The following is a 20,818-nucleotide window of genomic DNA, read 5'->3' as shown; positions in this document are numbered from 1 at the left end:
CGTTAACCGGGAGGTCTGCGGTCATGTCCGAGCAGCGTTTTGGGGAGTTCGTCGCCGTACGTCGGCACGACCAGGGGTACGTCGCCGAGCTCGTCCTCGACCGGCCCAAGGCGATGAACGCGGTCTCGTCCGAGATGGCGCGGTCCATCGGGGCGGCCTGCGACGCGCTCGCCGCGGACCCGTCGGTGCGGGTGACGGTGCTGACCTCGTCGAACGAGAAGGCGTTCTGCGTCGGCGCGGACCTCAAGGAGCGGAACTCCTTCACGGACGCGGAGCTGGTCCGGCAGCGGCCGACGGCCCGCGGCGCGTACACCGGCGTGCTGGAGCTGCCGATGCCGACCGTCGCCGCGGTGCACGGCTTCGCGCTGGGCGGCGGCTTCGAGCTGGCGCTGGCCTGTGACGTGATCGTCGCGGACGCGACGGCCGTGGTCGGGCTGCCGGAGGTCTCGGTGGGCGTCATCCCGGGCGGCGGCGGTACGCAGCTGCTGCCGCGCCGGGTCGGTGCCGCGCGGGCGGCCGAGCTGGTGTTCACGGCGCGCCGGGTGAAGGCGGTGGAGGCCCGTGAGCTGGGCCTCGTCGATCTCCTGGAGGAGGACGCGCGGACCGCGGCGCTGGAGCTGGCCGGCCGGATCGCGGCGAACTCGCCGGTCGGGCTGCGGGCGGCGAAGCGCGCGATGCGGCTGGGGCAGGGTCTCGACCTGCGGGCGGGCCTGGAGGTCGAGGACGCGGCGTGGCGCTCGGTGGCCTTCTCCGGGGACCGCGCGGAGGGTGTGGCGGCGTTCAACGAGAAGCGGAAGCCGAACTGGCCGGGTGAGTGAGCGGGTGGGTGAACGCCCCCGTCGATGAGCTGCCGTGGGCAGTCGGGCGGGTGACGTGCGTGACGCTTCGTGATCTTCCGTGACGCCTCGCGAGTGAAAACGGACGAAACCTCCCTAAGCTGGAGGAATGGGAGATGATGTGCGGCTGCGGGCCGTAGTGGCCCTGGCGCAGGCGATGGCGGCGGCACACACCCCGCGGGAGTCCTGGCGGGCGGCGGCGCTCGGCGCCGCCGCCGGGCTGGGTGGCAGCTTCGCCGCGGTGTCGGTGTGGGAGCGGGACCACGGCCGTCTGAAGGTGCTGGTGAACGCGGGGGAGCGGGCCCTGGGCGAGGAGGAGTTCCCGGACTCCGAGACGTACCCGGTGCACGAGTTCCCCGAGATCACCGAGTTCCTGCACGAGCGATGGGCCGGTGGTGGCGGGCCCGACGCGTGGGTCGAGACCGACGCGGACGAACCGCCGACCGGGCGGGTCCTGGGGCTGCGCAAGCGCGGCCGGGGCTCCTGCGTGGTGGCCCCGATCGTGCTGCACGGACGGGCCTGGGGCGAGCTGTACGTGGCGCGGCCGGCCGGTGCGCCGGTCTTCGGCGCGGACGACGCGGGCTTCGCGACGGTGCTGTCTGCGGTGGTCGCGGCGGGGATCGCGCAGGCGGAGCGCCTGGAGGAGGTCCGCAAGCTGGCCTTCACCGACCCGCTGACGGGCCTGGCGAACCGCAGGGCGGTCGACGCCCGGCTCGACGAGGCGGTCGAGCGGTACCGGACGGACGGGACGGTGGTGAGTCTCGTCGTCTGCGACCTGAACGGTCTCAAGCTCGTCAACGACACCCACGGGCACGCGGTGGGCGACCGGCTGCTGGAACGGTTCGGCTCCGTTCTGTCGCGGTGCGGGGCGATGCTCCCCGGCGCGCTGTCGGCCCGGCTCGGCGGCGACGAGTTCTGCCTGCTGTCGGTGGGCCCCACGGCGGACGAGGTGGTGCGGGTCGCCGACGAGCTGTGCGTACGGGCCGAGGAGCTGGAGCTCGGCGAGGGCGTGGCCTGCGGCGTCGCGTCCACCGGGGACGAGATCGGCCCCCTCCGCTCGGCCCGCCGCCTGTTCCGCCTCGCGGACGCGGCCCAGTACCAGGCCAAGGCGGCCCGCTCGGCGAAGCCGGTGGTGGCCGGCCGCGACGGCGCGGTGGTCCGCCTCGCGGACGCCCCGCCTCCGCACCCGAGAGACCGCCGCCGTTTCCGCGACGCACCCCCGGTGTGAGCGGAGCGCTCGCGGGGGCGGCGCACCGCTGCCGGCTCGGCGCGGGTGCGCCGAGGAGCCTTCGCGGGTCAATCTCCCCCGGTCGGCCCCTCGCGCGGCTGCACCTCTCCGGTGCCTGTGGCCCCGCCCCGCCGCGCCCGCCCCCGCAGCGCCCCGCTTCGCCGCGTCCGTCCCTCGCCGCCTGCGGCGACGTCGTCCACCCGGTCGGTGTAAGGGGTCGTCAGGAAGAGGGGTGGTGACATGTTGGGATTCAGTCCGTAGGCTGCTGAATATGGATATGCACTCCGTCGTGCTGGGGACGTCCGGCACCACCGCGCAGGACGTCATCGACGTCGCCCGTCACGGCGCCCGTGTCGAGCTCTCGCCCGTGGCGCTGCAGGCGCTCGCCGCCGCGCGGGCGGTCGTCGACGCGCTCGCCGCCAAGCCCGAGCCCGTCTACGGCGTCTCGACCGGCTTCGGTGCGCTCGCCACCCGGCACATCAGCCACGAGCTCCGCGCCCAGCTGCAGCGCAACATCGTCCGCTCGCACGCCGCCGGCATGGGCCCGCGCGTCGAGCGCGAGGTCGTGCGCGCGCTGATGTTCCTGCGGCTCAAGACCGTGGCCTCCGGCCACACCGGCGTCCGCCCCGAGGTCGCCCAGACCATGGCCGACCTGCTCAACGCCGGCATCACCCCGGTCGTCCACGAGTACGGCTCGCTCGGCTGCTCCGGCGACCTCGCGCCGCTCTCCCACTGCGCCCTCGCGCTCATGGGCGAGGGCGACGCGGAGGGCCCGGACGGCGTCGTGAAGCCCGCCGGCGAGCTGCTCGCCGCGCACGGCATCGCCCCCGTCGAGCTCCGCGAGAAGGAGGGCCTGGCCCTCCTCAACGGCACCGACGGCATGCTCGGCATGCTCTGCATGGCCCTCGCCGACCTCGACACCCTCTACAAGACCGCCGACATCACCGCGGCGCTCTCCCTGGAGGCCCTGCTCGGCACGGACAAGGTCCTCCGCCCCGAGCTGCACGCCATCCGCCCCCACCCGGGCCAGGGCGCCTCCGCCGCCAACATGCTCGCGGTCCTCGACGGCTCCGAGCTCACCGGCCACTTCCAGGCCGACGAGGCCCCGCGCGTGCAGGACGCGTACTCGATCCGCTGCGCCCCGCAGGTCGCCGGCGCCGGCCGCGACACCGTCGCGCACGCCCGCCTCGTCGCCGAGCGCGAGCTGGCGTCCGCCGTCGACAACCCGGTCGTGCTCGCCGACGGCCGCGTCGAGTCCAACGGCAACTTCCACGGCGCCCCCGTCGCGTACGTCCTCGACTTCCTCGCGATCGCCGCCGCCGACCTCGGCTCCATCGCCGAGCGCCGCACGGACCGGCTCCTCGACAAGAACCGCTCGCACGGCCTCCCGCCGTTCCTCGCCGACGACGCCGGCGTCGACTCCGGCCTGATGATCGCCCAGTACACGCAGGCCGCCCTGGTCAGCGAGATGAAGCGGCTCGCCGTCCCGGCCTCCGCGGACTCGATCCCGTCCTCCGCGATGCAGGAGGACCATGTCTCCATGGGCTGGTCCGCCGCCCGCAAGCTGCGCACCGCGATCGGCAACCTCAACCGGATCCTCGCCGTCGAGCTGTACGCCGCCACCCGCGGCATCGAGCTCCGCCACGGCCTCACCCCGGCCCCCGCCTCCCAGGCGGCCATCGAGGCCCTGCGCGGCGCCGGTGTCCAGGGCCCCGGCCCGGACCGCTTCCTCGCCCCCGACCTGGAGGCCGCCGACGTCTTCGTCCGCAGCGGCAAGCTCGTCACCGCCGTCGAGACGGTGACCGGCCCGCTGGCCTAGCGAAGCCTCGCGTACGAAGAGGGCCGCCCCCGGTGCCGGGAGCGGCCCTCTTCGTACGTCTGAGTCCGTCTTCGTGCGTCTGCGTCCGTGTCAGTACGCCCGGCCGCCGCGCCGCATCGCCAGCGTCACGAAGCCCGCGCCGACCACCAGGAAGCCCGTGCCGCCCAGCAGGTACGGCGTCGTGTCCACCCCGCCGGTGTCCGCGAGTCGCAGCTCCTGCTCGCTCTGGGCGACGACGGCGCGCCGCTGTTCGGCGGCCAGTTCCTCGTCGGTGGCGTTCGCGGACGGGACGAACCACAGCGCACACAGCAGCGTGCCGGCGGCGGTGGCGGTCAGCAGCGGTCGGCGAGCGACGGACACGGAAATTCGATCCCCCTTGCGGCATCCGCGAATTGGTGGCGTCCGCCGATGCTAATGAACACAGCGGGTCGCAGGAAAGCCGAGGCCCCGCGCAGCTTACGCTCCGTCGTATGACGACTTCTGAGACATCACGGTATGTACGGCTTCGAGTGGATCTGGTCCTCGAAGTGGCCGACGCGGAGGCCCTGACCGCCGCCGCCCTGGAGCGGATCGCGACCGACGAGGCCATGCCGGCCGAGGAACGGACCTTCGCCGAGGAGGCGGTGCGCGAGGACGAGGCGGAGGCCCTCGCGTACCTCGTGGACCCCGTCGACCTGCTCGGCGCCGTCCGCGGGGTCGACCTCGCCCACGCCTCCTGGAGCACCGAGCCCGTCGAGTACGACCCCGATTCCCTGGAATGGGACCTCGACGAGGAAGATGGGGTCGAGGAAGACGACGAGGACGGCGATCCGGTCGTCCGGGCCTGAGAACCAGAGCCCGGGAGGCCCCGGAGCGCCGTCGCGAGACCGCGCTCCGGGGCCTTTTCCATACACCTGGAACCATCCGCTCCGCGCGCGCGTCGATCAGTGGTGTTCCCCACAAACCCGACGGATTCGGAACCGGCCGGGTTCTCATGGATGTTGTTACGAGTAGTTGGCAGGGGAAACCAGCGGCGATGGAGAAGCGTGTGATCATGGACGGCAAGCGGCGCAAGAAGGGCCTCGCGGCCGCCTCGGCGCTGCTCGGCGGCGTTCTGGTGCTCTCGGCGTGCAGCGGCGGGGACGGCGACGGCGCGGCGAGCGCGAAGACGCCGGAGTCGCAGGCGCAGGTCGACGAGGCGGCGGCGCAGAAGACGTCCAAGGCGCAGATATCCATCACGCCGAAGAACGGCGCGGTGAACGCGTCGATCAACAAGGACACCAAGGTCACCGTCAGCGGCGGCACGCTCACCCAGGTCACCATGACCACCGAGGGCGGCAAGTCCGTCAAGGGCGAGATGTCCGCGGACGGCACCAGCTGGGCGCCCACCGAACAGCTGGACCGCGCCACCGTCTACAAGATCGCCGCGACGGCGAAGGACGCGGACGGCCTGGAGGCGCACGAGAACTCCTCCTTCACCACCGTCTCCCAGGCCAACAGCTTCATCGGCAACTTCACGCCCGAGGACGGCTCCACGGTCGGCGTCGGCATGCCCGTCTCGATCAACTTCAACAAGGCGATCACGGACAAGAAGGCCGTCCAGGGCGGCATCACCGTCAGCTCCAGCTCCGGCCAGGAGGTCGTCGGCCACTGGTTCGGCAACCAGCGCCTGGACTTCCGCCCGGACCAGTACTGGACCGAGGGCTCGACCGTCACGCTGAAGCTGGACCTCGACGGCGTCGAGGGCGCGCAGGGCGTCTTCGGCGTCCAGCAGAAGACCGTCACCTTCAAGATCGGCCGCAACCAGGTCTCGACCGTCGACGTCGCCACCAAGACGATGACGGTCAAGCGGAACGGCCAGGTCGTCAAGACGATCCCGATCTCCGCCGGCTCCCCGGACAACCCGACCTACAACGGTCAGATGGTGATCTCCGAGAAGTTCAAGGAGACCCGGATGAACGGCGCGACCGTCGGCTTCACGGACGACGACGGCAAGGGCGAGTACGACATCAAGGACGTGCCGCACGCCATGCGCCTGTCCACCTCCGGCACGTTCATCCACGGCAACTACTGGGGTCCGGACTCGATCTTCGGCTCCACGAACACCAGCCACGGCTGCGTGGGCCTGAACGACGTCAAGGGCGCCGGCGACCCGAACCAGTCCGCCGCGTGGCTCTACGACAACTCGATCGTCGGTGACGTCGTGGTCGTGAAGAACTCCAAGGACAAGACGATCGCCCCCGACAACGGCCTGAACGGCTGGAACCTGGACTGGGCGTCCTGGAAGGCCGGCTCCGCGGTCTGATCCCCGCACGCACGCACGCACCAGGCGGCGGCGCCCCCGGACGGGGGCGCCGCCGCCTGTCGTCTCTGGGCCCTAGGCGCCCTGGCGCGCGGCCCGGCGGCGGCGCAGCCAGTAGTGCGCGGTCGCCACGGCCAGCAGCGGCCCCCAGGCGAGCAGCGGGGCGTAGCAGGCCGTCATGACCAGGTACGCGAGGCCCTTCGGGGACTCGGGGTGGCCCATGGTCTCCGGGCCGTTCCAGTTGAAGGCACCGAGGACGGTGATCGCCGTGAGCGCGAGCGCCCCGGCGCCCGCCAGGGGCACGGCGAACCAGGTCGGCACTCTGCGCCCGCCGACCAGCGGCAGCCACGACCAGAACACCTGGCCCCAGCGCTGGACCAGACCGAGCGCGAGCAGACCGAGCGTCTCCGCGAACAGGCTCAGCCCGATCATGTAGAGCGAGAAGAAGCCGCCCGGGGTCACGTGGGCCAGCGCGTTCTCCCCGGAGAACCCGACCGGCACGCCCAGCGCGGCGGCCAGCCGCCACAGGCCGCTCGGCAGCGGGGCGAGTGCGGCGAGGTGCGCGGTACGGACGACCCAGCGGGGCGGAGTGGTGGGGTCTCCGGCGGGGTGGGAAGTGGTGCCGGTGGAGGTGCGGTAACGAGTCGCTGCGGTCATCGCTGAAGTCCCTTCGTGGCGTTGCCGGTCGATGGGCTCAGCCTCGCCGTGGACCCCGCCGCGACCCCATCCGCCGACCGGCAGATCCTGGCGCCGGACCGCGGCCGCCCTCTGCCGATCGGCAGAGGGCGGGGGAGGGACGCTGCTCCGTAGGGTGGGGGCGGGGGTGATCGCATGACGGGAACGTCGGGGGCCGTACCGGCCGCTCCGCCCGTACTCGCCGTACTCGCTGTACTTGCCGTGCTGCCGGCGGCTGTTGCGCTGACCGCGCTCGTCGTCGGGCCGGCGCCGTTCAGGGCACGGGCGCGTCGGGCGGCGGGGCGGTCGGCCGGAGTGGCCGGGGCCGCGCTGCTCGCCGTACTGCCCGTGCTCGAAGGGACGTACGGGGAGTCCCGCGCGCTGTTCGCCGGGGCCTGCCTGCTCGTGGTGCTGCAGGCGGCGGCGTACCGCTGGAGTCCGCGCCGTGAGGCGGTGGCCGGTGGCGCTGTCGCCGCGGCGGCGGCCGCGCTGTGGACGCTCCCGCTGCTGCCGGACGCCTCGTTCTTCGAGCACGTGGGCCTGGCCGCGTTCTGGTGCGTGCCCTCCGCAGGGGCGGCCGTCGTCGGCGGCTACCCGCGTCTGACGGAGCGCCGCCGCGCCCGCGCCGTGCACGACGCCGAGCGGGCCGAGCAGTTGCGGCTCGCGCACGACCTGCACGACTTCGTCGCCCACGACATCAGCGGGATCGTCGCCCAGGCGCAGGCCGCCCGGTTCGTCGCCGGTCAGGACCCGGCCGCGGCGCTGCCCGCCCTCGAACGCATCGAGCGGGCCGGCCTGGCCGCCCTCGCCTCCCTGGACCGGACCGTCGGCGCGCTCCGTGTGCCGCTGCCCGGGCTGGCCCAAGTCGTCGAGCTGGTGGCCCGCTTCGGCGAGGAGGGCGGGGTACGCGCGGAGGCCGCGATCGGCGAGGGCGTCGAGGACGCGCTGTCCCGGGAGGTCGCCGCCACCGTGCACCGCGTGGTGACCGAGGCCCTGACCAACGTACGTCGGCACGCGGCCGGGGCGAGCCGCGTCGAGGTACGGCTGGTGCTCGACGGCGCGGCCGTACGGCTCACCGTCGCCGACGACGGCACGTCGCCGCCGCCCGGGGCGCGGGAGCGTGGCGGCACCGGCCTGATCGCCCTCGCCGAGCGCGTCCGCGCGACCGGTGGGGACCTGCGCACCGCCGCCGCCGCGACCGGCTGGACCCTGACCGTCACCCTCCCCACGACGTCCGCCGCGCCCACCCGGCATCCCCAGGAGACCACCACCGCATGAGCACCCGGATCCTCATCGCCGACGACCAGGACGACGTACGCAGCGGCTTCCGGCTCATCCTGGACTCGCAACCGGACATGACCGTCGTCGCCGAGGCGGCCGACGGCGTCGCCGCCGTCGACCTCGCCCGTACGCTCCGCCCCGACGTCGTCCTCGCCGACATCCGGATGCCGAAGCGCGACGGCCTGGAGGTCACGCGGCTGCTGGCCGCCGAGACGAAGGTGATCGTGGTGACCACCTTCGACCTCGACGACTACGTCCACACTGCCCTGCGCCACGGCGCCTGCGGCTTCCTGCTCAAGCGCTCGGGCCCGGCGCTGCTGATCGAGGCGGTACGGGCGGCGATGGCCGGCGACACCCTGATCAGCCCGCAGATCACCGTCCGCCTGCTCCGCCACCTCGCCCCCCAGCCCGGCCGCACCCGCCCCGAGGACCCGCTGACCCCGCGCGAGCGCGAGATCGCGCGCCTGGTCGCGCAGGGCCTGACCAACGCGGAGATCGCCACGGAGCTGATCGTCACACCGGGCACGGTGAAGACCCATCTCGCCAACGTCCAAGCCAAGTTGGACGTCCGCAACCGGGTCGGCATCGCGTCCTGGGCTTGGCGGTCCGGCCTGGCGTGAGGGCCGGCTTCGAGGCCCAGGTGCAACGTCACCCGACGCGGTCGCAGAGGGCGTCGGTGGTTCCGTGCAGCATGGTCAGGGTCTTGTACCCGGTGGCCGACACCTCCAGCGTGTACGCGCCCTCGACGGTGTACAGCCCGCGGGCCAGGGTGCCGCCGTTCGCGGCGAATCCGGCCAGGATCGGGCCCTGGACGGTCCAGAGCTGCGAACGGTCCTCCCGGATCTCGACGACGGCCCGGGCGCTCGCGTCCGCGTCCCAGGTGGCGCCCGTGTCGCCGTTGGTGACCCGGACGACCAGATCGCCCTTGTACTCGACCAGCTTCGGGCTGCCGTCGGGGTGCGTCTCCAGGGTGCGGCGGACGACCTCGTCGAGGACCGGCGCGGTGCTGACCGGGAAGTCGCAGCGCGTGCCCGCCGGGAACGACCACGACGGGGAGGGCGCGGGGACCCAACCGGTCCCGGCCGCCCCCGCCGCCTCGGCGTGGGCGACGGGTGCGGCGGCGAGCAGGGCGCCCAGTGCGGTGAGGGCGACGAACGAAGCGGTCGGACGCGGGGCCATGGGCATGAGAACTCCTCGAAAGGGCCGAACAGCAGGTGCACTTGAGCCTCTCCCCACCCCCTGACCAGATCCTGACCACCCGCTCGGTGAGAAGCTGACGACCATGGAATTCCGGCTGCTCGGCCCCTTCGAGGCGCGCCACGACGGAGAGCGCGTGCTGCTCGGCAGCCGCCGTCAGGAGCGCGTCCTGCTCGCCGTCCTGCTGCTGGAACCAGGTGCGGCGGTGACCACGGACCGCCTCATCGGCCTGCTGTGGAACGGCGAGCCGCCGGCGTCCGCGCGCGCGACCGTCCACACGTACGTCGGCCGGCTGAGGGCCGCCCTTCGCCCGTACGGGCTGCGTGTCGACACCCGCCACGACGGGTACGCGCTCGACCTGGATCCTGACGAACACGCCGTGGACGTACGGGAGTTCCTCGACCTGGTCGGGCAGGCGGCGGTGGCGGGCGACCCCGGTGAGAAGGTGCCCTGCTACGACCGGGCGCTCGCGCTGTGGCGCGGCCCGCTGCTGGCCGACCTGACCGACGACGCGCTCCGCGACCGGCTCGGCGGCCGCCTCGCCGAACTGCGCCTGACCGCGCTGGAGCAGCGGGCCGAGGCCCAACTCACCATGGGCCTGCACGACCGGGTCCTCGCGGACCTGACCCCACTCGCCGACGAACTCCCCGCCCGCGAGGGCCTGGTGGCCGTCCGGATGACCGCGATGTACCGAGTGGGCCGCCAGGCCGAGGCGCTCGCCCTGTACGAGCGGACCCGCGCGCACCTGGCCGACGAACTCGGCATCGCCCCCGGGCCCGCGCTCGGCACCCTCCACGACCGCATCCTCCGCGCCGACCCACGCCTCGACCGGCCGCCCGCCCCGCTGTACGCGGTCCGGGTCGGCGAGGAGTGGCTGCCCTGGTCCACGAGCGGACACCCGGCGCTGGAGTTCTGCAACACGTACGCGGGCTGGCACCACACCCCGCGCGTCCCCGGCTCCGACTGGCTGCGCACGTACCGCACCCTGGCGGTGTGGGCCGGGCACCTGGACCTCGCGGACCAGGGCGTCGTCGCCCAGCTCGTCGACCGCGCCGAGCGCCGGCCGGACGAGGCGGAGCGGGCGCTGGCCGAGGCGAAGGAGTTCCGTACCCGGCTGTACGCGTGCCTCACCGACCCCGGCGACGCGCGCGCCTTCGCCGTGGTCGCGTCGGCGGCCCGCGAGGCGGCACGCGGCGCGGTACTCACCCTCGCCCCCGACGGCCTCGCCCACTGGCGCCTCACCCCCGCCGCGGGCCTGCGCCTCCCGCTCCACGCCACCGCCAGGGCCGCCGCCGACCTCCTCACGGACCCGCGCCGCTTCACGATCCGCAGCTGCCCGAGCGACGACTGCGGCTGGCTCTTCCTCGACTCCACGGGTCGGCGCCGCTGGTGCTCCCTGTCGACGTGCGGAGCGACGCGGAAGCTGTGACCGGGTGCCTGGACGCGCATCGACTCGACTGTGTGGCAAGGGAGTTGGGCCCAGTGAGGTTGGGCCCGTCCCGTGTGGCGGTTGGGCCCCGGGGCCGTTGTCGCGGCCGAGCGGCGCGGGCTGTACTGGCATCGCTCCACGGGGGGATCCCGTCGCTCACACCCACGCCGAGCGGCGGGATCATGGGGGCGGCGTCCGATGCGCCGCCCCCCTCCTGTGGGGGCGGCCGTGGTCAGCGGCGGGCGATCGCGAGGCTGGCCACGTACCGCTCCTCGACGGTGCCGTCCGGGAAGACGAGGCCCAGCAGCTCGCGCTCCTGCTCCATGAAGGCGCGTGTCGTGTCCTCGCCGAGGACGAGGAAGTCGGAGTAGCTGGCGAGGTTCCCGAGGTGCGTGGCGAGCGGGACCCGCCGCATCCACGTCACCTGGCGGCGGGCGAAGGCGAGTTCGGCTGGGAGGCGGCGGAACCGGTCGAGCGGATCGTGGGCGGCGTCCTCCGCGCCGAAGAGACGGCGCATGCGGGCGTCCTGCTCCGCGATCCAGGGGACGGCGCCGTCCGAGTCGTTCCACCAGAGCGCGAGCGCCCCGCCGGGGCGGAGGACGCGGAGCGCCTCGGGGACGGAGCGGCGCGGGTCGGTCCAGTGCCAGGCCTGCGCGTACGTGACGATGTCCATGGACCCGGAGGCGAGCGGCAGTTCGTCGCCGACACCGAGGACCAGGGGGACGCCGGGCAGCCCGAGCCGGAACTGGGCGGCCATCCCCGGACCGGGCTCGACGGCGACGACGCGCGCGCCGCGCCCGTGCAGCACGGCGGTCGCGAGCCCGGTGCCGGCCCCGACGTCCGCGACCCGCGCACCGCGCAGCGGCCGGCCGACGAGTTCCTCGAGCGCGTCGTACAGCGCGGGCGGGTACGAGGGACGGTTGGCGGCGTAGGAGGCGGCCGCCCGGTCGAACGAACGAGCCCGTGCGGTATGGGTCATGGGCTCATGGTCGGCGCTCGGGGGACCGGGGGACACGGTCATTTCCCGCCGAATGTGGCGCGCCCGGCGCGGTTTCGTACGAGGCTTCCTACGCGGGCGGGTCCCGCAGGATGCGTTCGAGCCAGTCCGCGGTGCGCTCGGCGCACAGGGTGGGCGAACCGCCGACCCGCAGCATCCCGGCCGCGGACCCGTGCCGGGGCAGATACATCTGCTCGTGCACCTCGGTCCCCAGCACGCCCTGCCCGTCGTAGAGGACACCGAAGACGTGCGAGAGGACGCCGGTCTCCCGGGACACCACCCGCAGGACGGCCAGCGGATGCGCGAACCCGGTCTCCTCGGGCAGGAGGACGGACGTGTCCGCGGGATCACCGGGCCAGGTCACGGCCCGCTCACGCAGCACCCCGACGAAGGTGCGCCGAGCGCCCTCCAGCGTCGCGAAGGCGTCGTCGTCACCCTCACCGACGAAGAACCAGGGCTCGTACGCGGAGGACGGGGGCACGCCCAGAGGCTAGCCCAGCGACCGCGGCACCTGGCCGGAAGCGGTGGTGGCGTACACGAGGAGGTCCGCGAAGCGCAGCCAGGGGAGGAGGTGCATGCGGAACGGCGCGTGGCGGATCGAGGCGAGCGCGTCGGCGAGGCTGTCGTCGGGCGTCGGGGCGTCTCCGAGGTGCGCCAGATAGGACAGGGCGCAGGAGTCGAGGCGGGCGTGCAGGTCCGCGAGAGGGGCATCGTCGGGTGGCGGGAGCCGTCGGAACGCGGCGTGGCGGTTCGCGACGGCCGCGACGAGCCCGAGGCGTGAGGGCGCCGTGTCGCCGGGCCAGCGCGGCCCCCGGAACGGTGCGGTGTCGGCGGCCCGAGGCGTCCGCCGGCCGGCCGCCTTCTCGCCCCGCCGCCGCTCCGCGAACGCCGCCACCTCCCGCAGCCGCACCGCCCGACTGGCCTCCAGCACGTCGAGCGCACGAAGCAGGGCCCCGGTGTCCCGCCGCATGTCCGGCGCCGGCACCGCCGTAGCGGCGAGGTATGCCCAGGTCGCGTGGAACCCGAGCGGACGGTAGAGCCCGACGGCACACCGCAACGCCGAATGCCGCCGCGCGGACGGCAGCCGTTCGTCACGCACCGTGCGCGCGTAGGTCCCGAACCCCATGTGACTCAGTATCGCCGGGTGAGTCGGACGGCCCCGGTGATCGCGCACGCCGGTCCCACGACCGCGAACGCCCACCCCGGCTCGGCGGGCCGACTCGTCCGTATGCATCGTGGACGTCCTGCTGCATCTGGCCGCCCCACGCCGCCGAGGGTGTATCGCGGGCGTATCGAAAATCGCATACGCCGCGGCAACGGTTCCACGTCTCCAATGGAGGCGTGAACCACAACGCATCCTTGCCCGTGCCGCCCCGTCGCCCGCGCCGTCGCACGCTGCAGATCGTGCTCTTCGGGCTGGCCGTGCTCGGCGTGGTGGGCGGACTGTTCGTCGTGCGGGGGCCGCTCCTGATGGCAGGGCCGATGTGCATGGCCGGGCGGTGGGACCGCTGCCTCGGGACGTTCAACGGTGTGGTCCTCATGGTGGTGGTCGCGGTGCCCGTCGCCGTGCTCGTGGCCTGGGTGCTGGCGTGGCGGCGGCGGGCCGCCGGGGTCGCGGGGGCGTGGCGGATGTCGCTGGCCGAGGTGGGCATGGTCCACGGGACCGTGCCGCTCGTCTGGCTGACCCTGATGCCCGGCGCCGGAGCCGGCGTCGTCCCCGCTCGCGTCAGCCTCGTGCCGCTGCGGGACCTGGCCACGATGGGGACGCTCGGGATCGTCGGCAACCTGCTGATCTTCGCGGCCCTCGGCTTCTTCGCACCGATGCGCTTCGCGGCCCTCGCGTCCGTGCCGCGGATCCTGGCGCTCGGTGCGGGCTGCTCGGTCCTGGTCGAGACCGCGCAGTACGTCCTGCGGCTGGACCGGGTGTCCTCCGTGGACGACGTCCTCGTCAACGCCACCGGCGCCGTACTCGCCGCACTGGCGTCGCGCCGCTGGTGGCGCGCCGCGGACGTGGCTCGCCCCGCCTTGGTGCCGGTCGGCTGAGCCGCGCGTCCGGCGTACCCCCGCCGCCCGCGCGCATACGTCGGCGATACCTCCCCCTGCTTACGCTTCCCCCATGCGCGTACTGATCGTGGAGGACGAGCCCTACCTGGCCGAAGCCGTCCGTGACGGTCTGCGGCTGGAGGCGATCGCCGCCGACATCGCCCTCGACGGCGACTCCGCCCTGGAACTGCTCGGCGTCAACTCGTACGACCTAGCCGTCCTCGACCGCGACATCCCGGGCCCCTCCGGCGACGAGGTCGCCCGCCGCATCGTCGCCTCCGGCAGCGGCATCCCGATCCTCATGCTCACCGCCGCCGACCGGATCGACGACAAGGCGTCGGGGTTCGAGCTCGGCGCCGACGACTACCTCACCAAGCCGTTCGAGCTGCGCGAACTCGTGATGCGGCTGCGGGCGCTCGACCGCAGGCGCGCGTACGCCCGGCCCCCGGTCCGCGAGATCGCGGGCCTGCGCCTCGACCCCTTCCGCCGCGAGGTCTTCCGCGACGGACGCTACGTCGCGTTGACCCGCAAGCAGTTCGCCGTCCTCGACGTCCTCGTCGCCGCGGAAGGCGGGGTCGTCAGCTCCGAAGAGCTGCTGGAACGGGCCTGGGACGAGAACGCCGACCCTCTCACCAACGCGGTACGCATCACCGTCTCCGCGTTGCGGAAGCGGCTCGGCGAGCCGTGGATCATCGCCACGGTGCCGGGCGTCGGCTACCGCATCGACACCGGCATCGGAGCCGGCCCCGACTCCGACCCGGGCACTCCCCGTGCATAGGCGCCGCTCGGGTCCGAGCGCCCGGCTGAAACTGACCCTCAGCTACGCCGGATTCCTCATGGTCGCCGGCGCCCTCCTCCTGGCCGTGGTGTGGGTCTTCCTGCTGCGCTACGTACCCGACAACTCCCAGGGCCTTCTCTGGACCTCGCCCAACCGCTACGTCCTCGTCCAGACGTTCGCCCCCGCCGCGGCCGCCGCGATGGCGTTCCTGCTCGTGTTCGGCCTCGTCGGGGGCTGGCTCCTGGCCGGCCGGATGCTCGCACCGCTCACCCGGATCACGGCCGCGGCGCGGACGGCGGGGGCCGGATCGCTGTCCCACCGGATCAGCATGGAAGGCCGCCAGGACGAGTTCCGCGAACTCGCCGACGCCTTCGACACCATGCTCGAACGACTCGACTCGCACGTCGCCGAGCAGCAGCGGTTCGCCGCGAACGCCTCCCACGAGCTGCGTACCCCACTCGCCATCTCGCGGACGCTCCTCGACGTCGCCCGCAAGGACCCCACGCGTGACCGGGCCGAACTCGTCGAACGCCTGCACGCCGTCAACACGCGGGCCATCGACCTCACCGAGGCCCTCCTGCTGCTCAGCCGCGGCGACCGCGGGAACTTCGCCCGCGAGAGCGTCGACCTCTCCCTGGTCGCCGAGGAGGCCGCGGAGACGCTGCTGCCGCTCGCCGAACAGCGCGGGATCACCTTGGACGTCACGGGCGGAGCGGCACGGACGAGCGGCTCGGCGGAGCTGCTGCTGCGGATGGTGACGAACCTCGTCCAGAACGCCGTCGTCCACAACGTTCCCGCCGGGCAGGGCGGCACCGTGACGGTCCACACCGAGGCGTACGGCGCGACGAGCGTGCTCCGCGTCGAGAACACCGGCCCACGGCTCCCCCCGGAACTCGTACCGACCCTCACCGAGCCCTTCCGGCGCGGAGCGGAACGCGTACGCACCGACGAGCACGCCGGCGTCGGCCTCGGCCTGGCCATCGTGCACAGCATCGTTCGCGCCCACGCCGGGACCCTCGACCTCGCCGCCCGCCCGGCGGGCGGCCTCGTGGTCACGGTCCGCCTCCCCGGCAGCACGCGGGAGAAGCAGTAGGAGCGGTAGGAGCGTTGGTGGAAGGGGTCAGAGGCCGGACGGGTGGATGGAGAGCCAGGCGCGGTGCCGGTCCCGGATCCGGTCCCGTTCGGAGGGCGTGGTGAGGACGACGTCGGCCCCGCCGTCGTAGGGGTGGTGGATGCGACGGAGCTCCGTGTCGGTGACGAACACGTCGACGACCGCTTCGTCGGCGACGGCACGCAACAGATCGTCGACGCAGCCGCGTCGCCACGGCCGCCGGTCGGCGTAGAGACGTCTGTGGGTGGGGAAGTCGGGGTCGAGGTCGTCCAGTTCCGTCTCGGTCCACCAGCGCTCGCCGGCGGGGTGGAGTTCCTGCCGTGGGGTCGGGTATCCGGCCGGCCCGTCCGGTGTGTACGACCAGTCCGTGGTCACGACGAACACGTCCTGGCCGGTGAACAGTTCGTCGAGGACCGTGTTGTACCGCGCGAGCAGGACGGCGTACTCGTCCTCGGACTCCGGGTAGCGCTTCGAGCCGGGCAGGCTGTGGAACCGCACCCAGCGATCCGCGTACGTCCCACGGAACGTGTGCGCGAGCGGCGGCCCCGCAGGCCGCCTCTCCCGCCACAGCGAGGCGAGCAGCGCGGGGGTGAAGCCGGTTCCGGACATGTGGGGACTCGCTCGGGGGAGTCCGGGGGAGGGGGAGTTGATCTGGGCATCACAGCGTACGCGCGCATCGCCGGGCTCGGCCGGGCTCGGCCGGGCTCGGCCGCGCTCGGCCCTGCTTTCGCCCGGGACGGCGCCCCGGGCGAAAGCCTTCGACAATCGGACGATCAGTCGCACCGACCGCACACGTGCCCGCGCCGCAGCGCGGACCGGGACCGGGCGAACACCGGCACAGGGGCCCAGCGGCGACGCCGCGCCCGGCGCGGCGGCGGCCCGTACGGCGACTGCCAGGCAGGCCGCTCGGCGCGCCCCCGGTCGCTCAGCTCACGGCGGAGCTTGGGGTGCGCATCGTGGAGAAGGATCGGCAGGCAGGTGGGCTCGACCACCCGGTTCGTGGACACAGAGATACACCGTTTCCAGTGAGAAGACCGCAGCGAAAAGGAGCACGGCGCACCAGCACGCCGCGCGACGAATCAGCGCTCGGGGGATCTCACTTGGTGTACAACGGCACGTCCTTCACACGATGACTGCGGGCGGTCGCCAGCACGCTAACGGCCCACGGCGGCCGAGCTCCACCCATTTCCGCACGAGCGCCGACGCCTCGCGGCGGCACAGGGCGGAGGCCCTGATAGCCTGCGATCTTCGCCGGTCGCCCGGACGGAGTCCCCGGCAGGTTCCCATGTCTTGCTCCGAACCGCTCATGGCCGCACTCGACGCACTGGACCGCGCCTTCGCCTCGGAAGAGCCGTTCCTCGTCACCGGATGCACGTACTGCTACGGCGCGCAGGGCCTCGCCGAACTCTCCGGACCTGTGCACCTCATACCCGACGACATGGTGTCCTCGGTCGCCGCGGAGACGCCCGATCATTGGGGCGACTTCCCGCGTCTCTACCGACGCGTCACCCCGCGCATCATCCGCTCCCTCGCCACCGGCGAACTCCACGTCGACGAGGAACTCGTCGCCTCCCGCTTGCTCGCGGCCGGCTGGACCACCTGGGACGCGCCCCTGGCCGAGGCCCTCCGCGGCGTCTGGTCCGCCCTGTGGCAGAGCACGCTGCACACCCACCCGAGCCCGGTCCCCGTCAGAGACGTCCTCAGCCTCATCACCGTCGCCACCGGCACCCTGCGTCCCTGGCTGAACATCTGGACCGCGACCCGAACTCCTTCCGCCGACGCGCACCTGACGGAACTCGTCAAGGACGTCATGGTCGAGTGGGAGATCACCGACCTGCACATGGGCTTCTACGACGAGTACCACGCCACTCCCGAACTGCTGGCCTGGCTCCTGACCGACGTACGCGACCGTGTCACCGACGCGCGTCTCGACGAGCTCGGCACCTGAGCGTCCCGGGTGGGCCACCGGTGCCATTGCCGGCTCGGGTGTCTACGCGGCCCGGACGGACGTCGCCGCAGAGATCAGTGCCGCTACGAGCCCAAGGGCGGCCAACGCGACGAACAGTTCGGGGTAGCCGCCCAGTGGCGGAGCGCAGAGCGCTGCGGCGAAGGGGGCGACTGCTGATGCGGTCATGGCCGGGGCGCTGAGGAGACCGGAGAGCCGGCCGTAGTGGCGTGTGCCCCAACGGTCGGTGACGGCGGTGGCTTGGAGGAGGGTGAGGTTGCCGCGGACCGTCCCGGCCGCGATGGACGCCGCGATCATGAGCCCGTACGGGCCGGGGATGAGGGCGAGGGCAGCGGTGGTGAGACTTCCGAGGGCGACGAGGACCACTGTTCGGGTGGTCGTGCCGGTGCGGCGGGCGAGCGGCGCGTAGAGGGTGCGGCCGAGGGTCTGACCGGCGCCGCCGAGGCCGAGGGCCCATGCGGCCTGGCTGGTGGTGTAGCCGCGTTCGAGCAGGAGGGGGACGAGCGCGATGACGGCGGCGTACGTGGCGAACGCCGAGAGCGTGAACGCGAACGCGAGGAGCAGGAACGGTCTGCTGCGGACGACCGTGCGGGGTGTTCCGTCCGTGTGCGTCGGTGCGGGTGGGGCCGGCGGCCAGGGGGCGCGCAGGGCGAGTGCGTGGGCGGGGATCGTGACGGCGGCGAGGATCGCGGCGAGTACGAGGTAGGTGGTGCGCCAGGTCAGGTGGTCGGCGAGGGCGGCGGTGAGCGGGGCGAAGACGGTGGAGGCGAGGCCGCCGGCGAGGGTGACGATGGTGAGGGCGCGGACGTGGTCGGGCGCCCACCAGCGGGTGATCGCGGCGAAGGCGGGTTGGTAGAAGGTGGCGGACATGGCGAACCCGGCGAGGAGCCAGCCGGTGAAGAACACTGCCAGGTTCGGGGCCGAGGCCACGATCACCAGGCTGAGGACGCACACGGCGGAGCCCGCTGTCATGACTGTGCGCGGGCCGCGGAGGTCGATGATCCGGCCGACGCGGATTCCGGCGATGCCGGAGACGACCAGCGCGAGCGAGAACGCCGCCATCGTCAGACCTGTGGACCAGCCGGTGTCGGCGGTGATCTCCGGGTTGAGGACAGGGAAGGCGTAGTAGACGATTCCCCAGCTGGTGATCTGGGTGGCGCACAGCGCGGGCAGGACGGCGCGGGGCCTCGACCGGTCCTCTGTTCCGGTCGAGGCCTCGCGGGTGTGGAGTTCTGTCATCGCGGGATCAGCAGCATCCGCCCGCGGTGACCGGTGCACGCTCGTCGCTCTCGATGGCGGCCGGGGTGGTGCAGCACGTGCTGGTGTTCTGCTTGGTGAGGGTGTCGGCGTCGGCTTTGACGACGTACACCTCCCACGGTTCGCGGCCGGGGCCGTGGACCCACACCTTGTCCTGGAGGGCGTAGCAACAGCTGGTGTCGTTCTCCTCCGTCGTCGCCAGGCCCTCCTGGCCGAGCCGGGTGGTGGCGGCGTGGACGGCCTCGGTGCTGTCGACCTCGACGCCGAGGTGGTCCAGGCGGGTGTCCTCGCCTGCGGTGCCTTCGATGAGGACGAGCTTGAGCGGGGGTTCGGCGATGGCGAAGTTGGCGTAGCCGTCGCGGAGTTTGGCCGGCTCGGTGCCGAAGAGCTTGGTGTAGAAGGCGACGGACGCCGCCAGGTCCGGGACACGCAGGGCGAGCTGTACGCGGGACATCACGTTCCTCCTGTGGGTGATTGAGCGGGTGAGCCGGGGTCAGCAGCCGCCGGACCTGGGCGGGGCGCCGACGCCGATCTGGAGGGTGGCCGGGGCCGCGCAGCAGCCGCCGTCGTCCGACGCCGCATCGGCTTCGGGCTGGTCGAAGAGCCCGGCGCCGCCGCAGACGCCGGTCTCGGGCAGGACGAGCTCGACGCGCTCGGCGGACTCGCGGTCGCCGGCGATGGCGGCGACGACGGAGCGGACCTGCTCGTAGCCGGTGAGGGCGAGGAACGTCGGCGCGCGGCCGTACGACTTCATGCCGACCAGGTAGACACCTTCCTCCGGGTGCGAGAGCTCCTTCACGCCGTGCGGGTAGACCGTGCCGCACGAGTGCTGGTTGGGGTCGATCAGCGGGGCGAGTTCGACCGGGGCCTGGAGGCGCTCGTCGAGGCCGAGGCGAAGTTCGTCCAGGAAGGACAGGTCGGGGCGGAAGCCGGTGAGGACGATGAGCTCGTCGACCGGGGCGAGGCGGCGGCCGTCCTCGGCGACGAGGACCAGGCGCTCGCCGTCGCGCACGACCGCGTCGGTGCGGAAGCCGGTGACGGCGTCGGCGTGGCCCTCGTCGACGGCGGCCTTCGCCGCGAGGCCGAGCGCACCCCGGGCGGGGAGCTGGTCCGCGGTGCCGCCGCCGAAGGTGGAGCCGGAGATGCCTCGGCGCAGGATCCAGGTGGCGTGCGTACCGTCCCCGTCCTCCGACTTCGCGAGGTCGGCGAGCGAGGCAAGCGCAGTGAAGGCGGAGGCGCCCGAGCCGATGACGGCGGTGCGCTTCCCCGCGTAACGGGCGCGGGTGGTGGGGTCGTTCAGATCGGGGACGCGGTACGAGATCCGGTCCGCGGCCGCGCGCTCGCCGAGCGCCGGGAGGCCGTCGCCGCCTGCGGGGCTCGGGACGGCCCAGGTGCCGGAGGCGTCGATGACGGCGCGGGCGAGGATCCGCTCCTCGCGGCCGTCGGCGTAGGCGACGTGGACGGTGAACGGCTGGGTCTCGCGGTCGGCGTCCACGATCCGGTCCCGGCCCACGCGGGAGACACCGGTGACGCGGGCACCGACGCGGACCTTGTCGCCGAGGACCTCGGCGAGCGGCTGCAGGTAGTCGGCCGCCCAGTCGCCGCCGGTCGGGTAGGTGCCCGCATCCGGCTTCACCCACCCGGTCGGGGCGAGGAGCTTCTCGGCGGCCGGGTCGGTGACCTCGCCCCAGGTCGAGAAGAGCCGCACGTGCGACCACTCGCGCACTGCCGCACCCGCCTGCGCCCCGGCCTCCAGGACCAGCGGCTCCAGGCCCCGGTCGACGAGGTGGGCAGCGGCGGCCAGACCGGCCGGGCCGGCCCCGACGACCACGACGGGCAGCTGCTCGGTGGCAGTGGCGACGGCGGTGGCGTTCATGCGAGTCCCCTTTTGCTTCGACGTCTGTCGATCTCTTCTGATCC

Annotated in this window: 23 protein-coding genes; 12 read left to right on the top strand and 11 right to left on the bottom strand. The window is 73.3% G+C overall.

Annotated elements, in window-relative coordinates; genetic code table 11:
* The first annotated feature begins 23 nt into the window (after positions 1-23).
* The 3 genes from R2D22_RS14100 (at position 24) to hutH (ending at position 3,883) form a co-directional block, all read left to right on the top strand.
* Positions 24-818 carry an enoyl-CoA hydratase/isomerase family protein gene (locus tag R2D22_RS14100; RefSeq protein WP_318103514.1) on the top strand — a complete coding sequence of 265 codons (795 nt, stop codon included), beginning with the start codon at positions 24-26 and terminating at the stop codon, positions 816-818.
* A gap of 127 nt (positions 819-945) precedes the next feature.
* Positions 946-2,064, top strand: a complete 1,119-nt coding sequence (locus tag R2D22_RS14095; RefSeq protein WP_318103512.1) for a GGDEF domain-containing protein — start codon at positions 946-948, stop codon at positions 2,062-2,064.
* A 277-nt stretch (positions 2,065-2,341) separates the two neighbouring features.
* Entirely contained in the window at positions 2,342-3,883 is a 1,542-nt protein-coding gene (gene hutH, locus R2D22_RS14090; protein WP_318109750.1) for a histidine ammonia-lyase, read from the top strand.
* 90 nt (positions 3,884-3,973) lie between these two features.
* On the opposite strand, the gene R2D22_RS14085 is transcribed toward hutH, so the two are convergent.
* Positions 3,974-4,243 (bottom strand): hypothetical protein, encoded by a 270-nt coding sequence (locus R2D22_RS14085; RefSeq protein WP_318103511.1) that lies wholly within the window; start codon positions 4,241-4,243, stop codon positions 3,974-3,976.
* 110 nt (positions 4,244-4,353) lie between these two features.
* Here R2D22_RS14085 and R2D22_RS14080 point away from each other — a divergent pair, with 110 nt between their 5' ends.
* Both R2D22_RS14080 and R2D22_RS14075 read left to right on the top strand, forming a co-directional pair.
* Entirely contained in the window at positions 4,354-4,710 is a 357-nt protein-coding gene (locus tag R2D22_RS14080; RefSeq protein ID WP_318103510.1) for a hypothetical protein, read from the top strand.
* A gap of 188 nt (positions 4,711-4,898) precedes the next feature.
* The gene (locus R2D22_RS14075; RefSeq protein ID WP_318103509.1) at positions 4,899-6,167 is read left to right on the top strand and encodes a L,D-transpeptidase; all 1,269 of its coding nucleotides are present in this window, start codon (positions 4,899-4,901) and stop codon (positions 6,165-6,167) included.
* A gap of 72 nt (positions 6,168-6,239) precedes the next feature.
* Here R2D22_RS14075 and R2D22_RS14070 read toward each other — a convergent pair whose 3' ends face one another.
* Positions 6,240-6,821: a hypothetical protein gene (locus R2D22_RS14070; protein WP_318103508.1), complete on the bottom strand. Its 582-nt coding sequence runs from the start codon at positions 6,819-6,821 to the stop codon at positions 6,240-6,242.
* A 174-nt stretch (positions 6,822-6,995) separates the two neighbouring features.
* On the opposite strand from R2D22_RS14070, the gene R2D22_RS14065 reads away from it, so the two are divergent.
* Together R2D22_RS14065 and R2D22_RS14060 are read left to right on the top strand one after the other, a co-directional pair.
* Positions 6,996-8,117, top strand: coding sequence for a sensor histidine kinase (locus tag R2D22_RS14065; RefSeq protein WP_318103507.1), 1,122 nt, complete (start codon positions 6,996-6,998; stop codon positions 8,115-8,117).
* Complete coding sequence (locus tag R2D22_RS14060) at positions 8,114-8,740, top strand: response regulator transcription factor (RefSeq protein ID WP_318103506.1); 627 nt, start codon at positions 8,114-8,116, stop codon at positions 8,738-8,740. The genes R2D22_RS14065 and R2D22_RS14060 overlap by 4 nt, the downstream gene beginning before the upstream one ends.
* Positions 8,741-8,768: 28 nt before the next feature.
* Here the strand turns inward: R2D22_RS14060 and R2D22_RS14055 are convergent, their stop codons facing one another.
* Positions 8,769-9,299 (bottom strand): hypothetical protein, encoded by a 531-nt coding sequence (locus R2D22_RS14055; RefSeq protein ID WP_318103505.1) that lies wholly within the window; start codon positions 9,297-9,299, stop codon positions 8,769-8,771.
* Between the two features lie 103 nt (positions 9,300-9,402).
* Here R2D22_RS14055 and R2D22_RS14050 point away from each other — a divergent pair, with 103 nt between their 5' ends.
* Positions 9,403-10,746: an AfsR/SARP family transcriptional regulator gene (locus R2D22_RS14050; protein WP_318103504.1), complete on the top strand. Its 1,344-nt coding sequence runs from the start codon at positions 9,403-9,405 to the stop codon at positions 10,744-10,746.
* 232 nt (positions 10,747-10,978) lie between these two features.
* Here R2D22_RS14050 and R2D22_RS14045 read toward each other — a convergent pair whose 3' ends face one another.
* The 3 genes from R2D22_RS14045 to R2D22_RS14035 form a co-directional block, all read right to left on the bottom strand.
* Entirely contained in the window at positions 10,979-11,725 is a 747-nt protein-coding gene (locus R2D22_RS14045) for a class I SAM-dependent methyltransferase (protein ID WP_318103502.1), read from the bottom strand.
* Between the two features lie 88 nt (positions 11,726-11,813).
* Positions 11,814-12,224 (bottom strand): hypothetical protein, encoded by a 411-nt coding sequence (locus R2D22_RS14040; RefSeq protein WP_318103501.1) that lies wholly within the window; start codon positions 12,222-12,224, stop codon positions 11,814-11,816.
* Positions 12,225-12,233: 9 nt separating this feature from the next.
* Complete coding sequence (locus tag R2D22_RS14035) at positions 12,234-12,869, bottom strand: hypothetical protein (RefSeq protein ID WP_318103500.1); 636 nt, start codon at positions 12,867-12,869, stop codon at positions 12,234-12,236.
* A gap of 215 nt (positions 12,870-13,084) precedes the next feature.
* Here R2D22_RS14035 and R2D22_RS14030 point away from each other — a divergent pair, with 215 nt between their 5' ends.
* The 3 genes from R2D22_RS14030 (at position 13,085) to R2D22_RS14020 (ending at position 15,657) form a co-directional block, all read left to right on the top strand.
* Positions 13,085-13,786, top strand: a complete 702-nt coding sequence (locus R2D22_RS14030; protein WP_318103499.1) for a VanZ family protein — start codon at positions 13,085-13,087, stop codon at positions 13,784-13,786.
* Between the two features lie 73 nt (positions 13,787-13,859).
* A complete protein-coding gene (locus R2D22_RS14025; protein ID WP_318103498.1) occupies positions 13,860-14,564 on the top strand; it encodes a response regulator transcription factor in 705 nt (234 codons plus the stop codon).
* 58 nt (positions 14,565-14,622) lie between these two features.
* Positions 14,623-15,657, top strand: coding sequence for a sensor histidine kinase (locus R2D22_RS14020; protein ID WP_318109748.1), 1,035 nt, complete (start codon positions 14,623-14,625; stop codon positions 15,655-15,657).
* 27 nt (positions 15,658-15,684) lie between these two features.
* Here the strand turns inward: R2D22_RS14020 and R2D22_RS14015 are convergent, their stop codons facing one another.
* Complete coding sequence (locus tag R2D22_RS14015; protein ID WP_318103497.1) at positions 15,685-16,284, bottom strand: DUF3885 domain-containing protein; 600 nt, start codon at positions 16,282-16,284, stop codon at positions 15,685-15,687.
* Positions 16,285-16,448: 164 nt separating this feature from the next.
* Entirely contained in the window at positions 16,449-16,682 is a 234-nt protein-coding gene (locus R2D22_RS14010) for a hypothetical protein (RefSeq protein WP_318103496.1), read from the bottom strand.
* A gap of 278 nt (positions 16,683-16,960) precedes the next feature.
* Here R2D22_RS14010 and R2D22_RS14005 point away from each other — a divergent pair, with 278 nt between their 5' ends.
* Entirely contained in the window at positions 16,961-17,623 is a 663-nt protein-coding gene (locus tag R2D22_RS14005) for a hypothetical protein (RefSeq protein ID WP_318103495.1), read from the top strand.
* A gap of 42 nt (positions 17,624-17,665) precedes the next feature.
* Here the strand turns inward: R2D22_RS14005 and R2D22_RS14000 are convergent, their stop codons facing one another.
* The 3 genes from R2D22_RS14000 to R2D22_RS13990 are packed head-to-tail and all read right to left on the bottom strand — an operon-like array spanning position 17,666 to position 20,774.
* The gene (locus tag R2D22_RS14000) at positions 17,666-18,880 is read right to left on the bottom strand and encodes an MFS transporter (RefSeq protein ID WP_318103494.1); all 1,215 of its coding nucleotides are present in this window, start codon (positions 18,878-18,880) and stop codon (positions 17,666-17,668) included.
* A 7-nt stretch (positions 18,881-18,887) separates the two neighbouring features.
* Positions 18,888-19,352, bottom strand: coding sequence for an ArsI/CadI family heavy metal resistance metalloenzyme (locus tag R2D22_RS13995; RefSeq protein WP_318103493.1), 465 nt, complete (start codon positions 19,350-19,352; stop codon positions 18,888-18,890).
* A 39-nt stretch (positions 19,353-19,391) separates the two neighbouring features.
* Positions 19,392-20,774, bottom strand: coding sequence for an NAD(P)-binding domain-containing protein (locus R2D22_RS13990; RefSeq protein ID WP_318103492.1), 1,383 nt, complete (start codon positions 20,772-20,774; stop codon positions 19,392-19,394).
* Positions 20,775-20,818 lie beyond the last annotated feature (44 nt).

Source organism: Streptomyces sp. HUAS YS2 (genome assembly GCF_033343995.1).
GTDB lineage: Bacteria > Actinomycetota > Actinomycetes > Streptomycetales > Streptomycetaceae > Streptomyces > Streptomyces solicathayae.
This window is presented reverse-complemented; position numbering and strand designations above follow the sequence as displayed.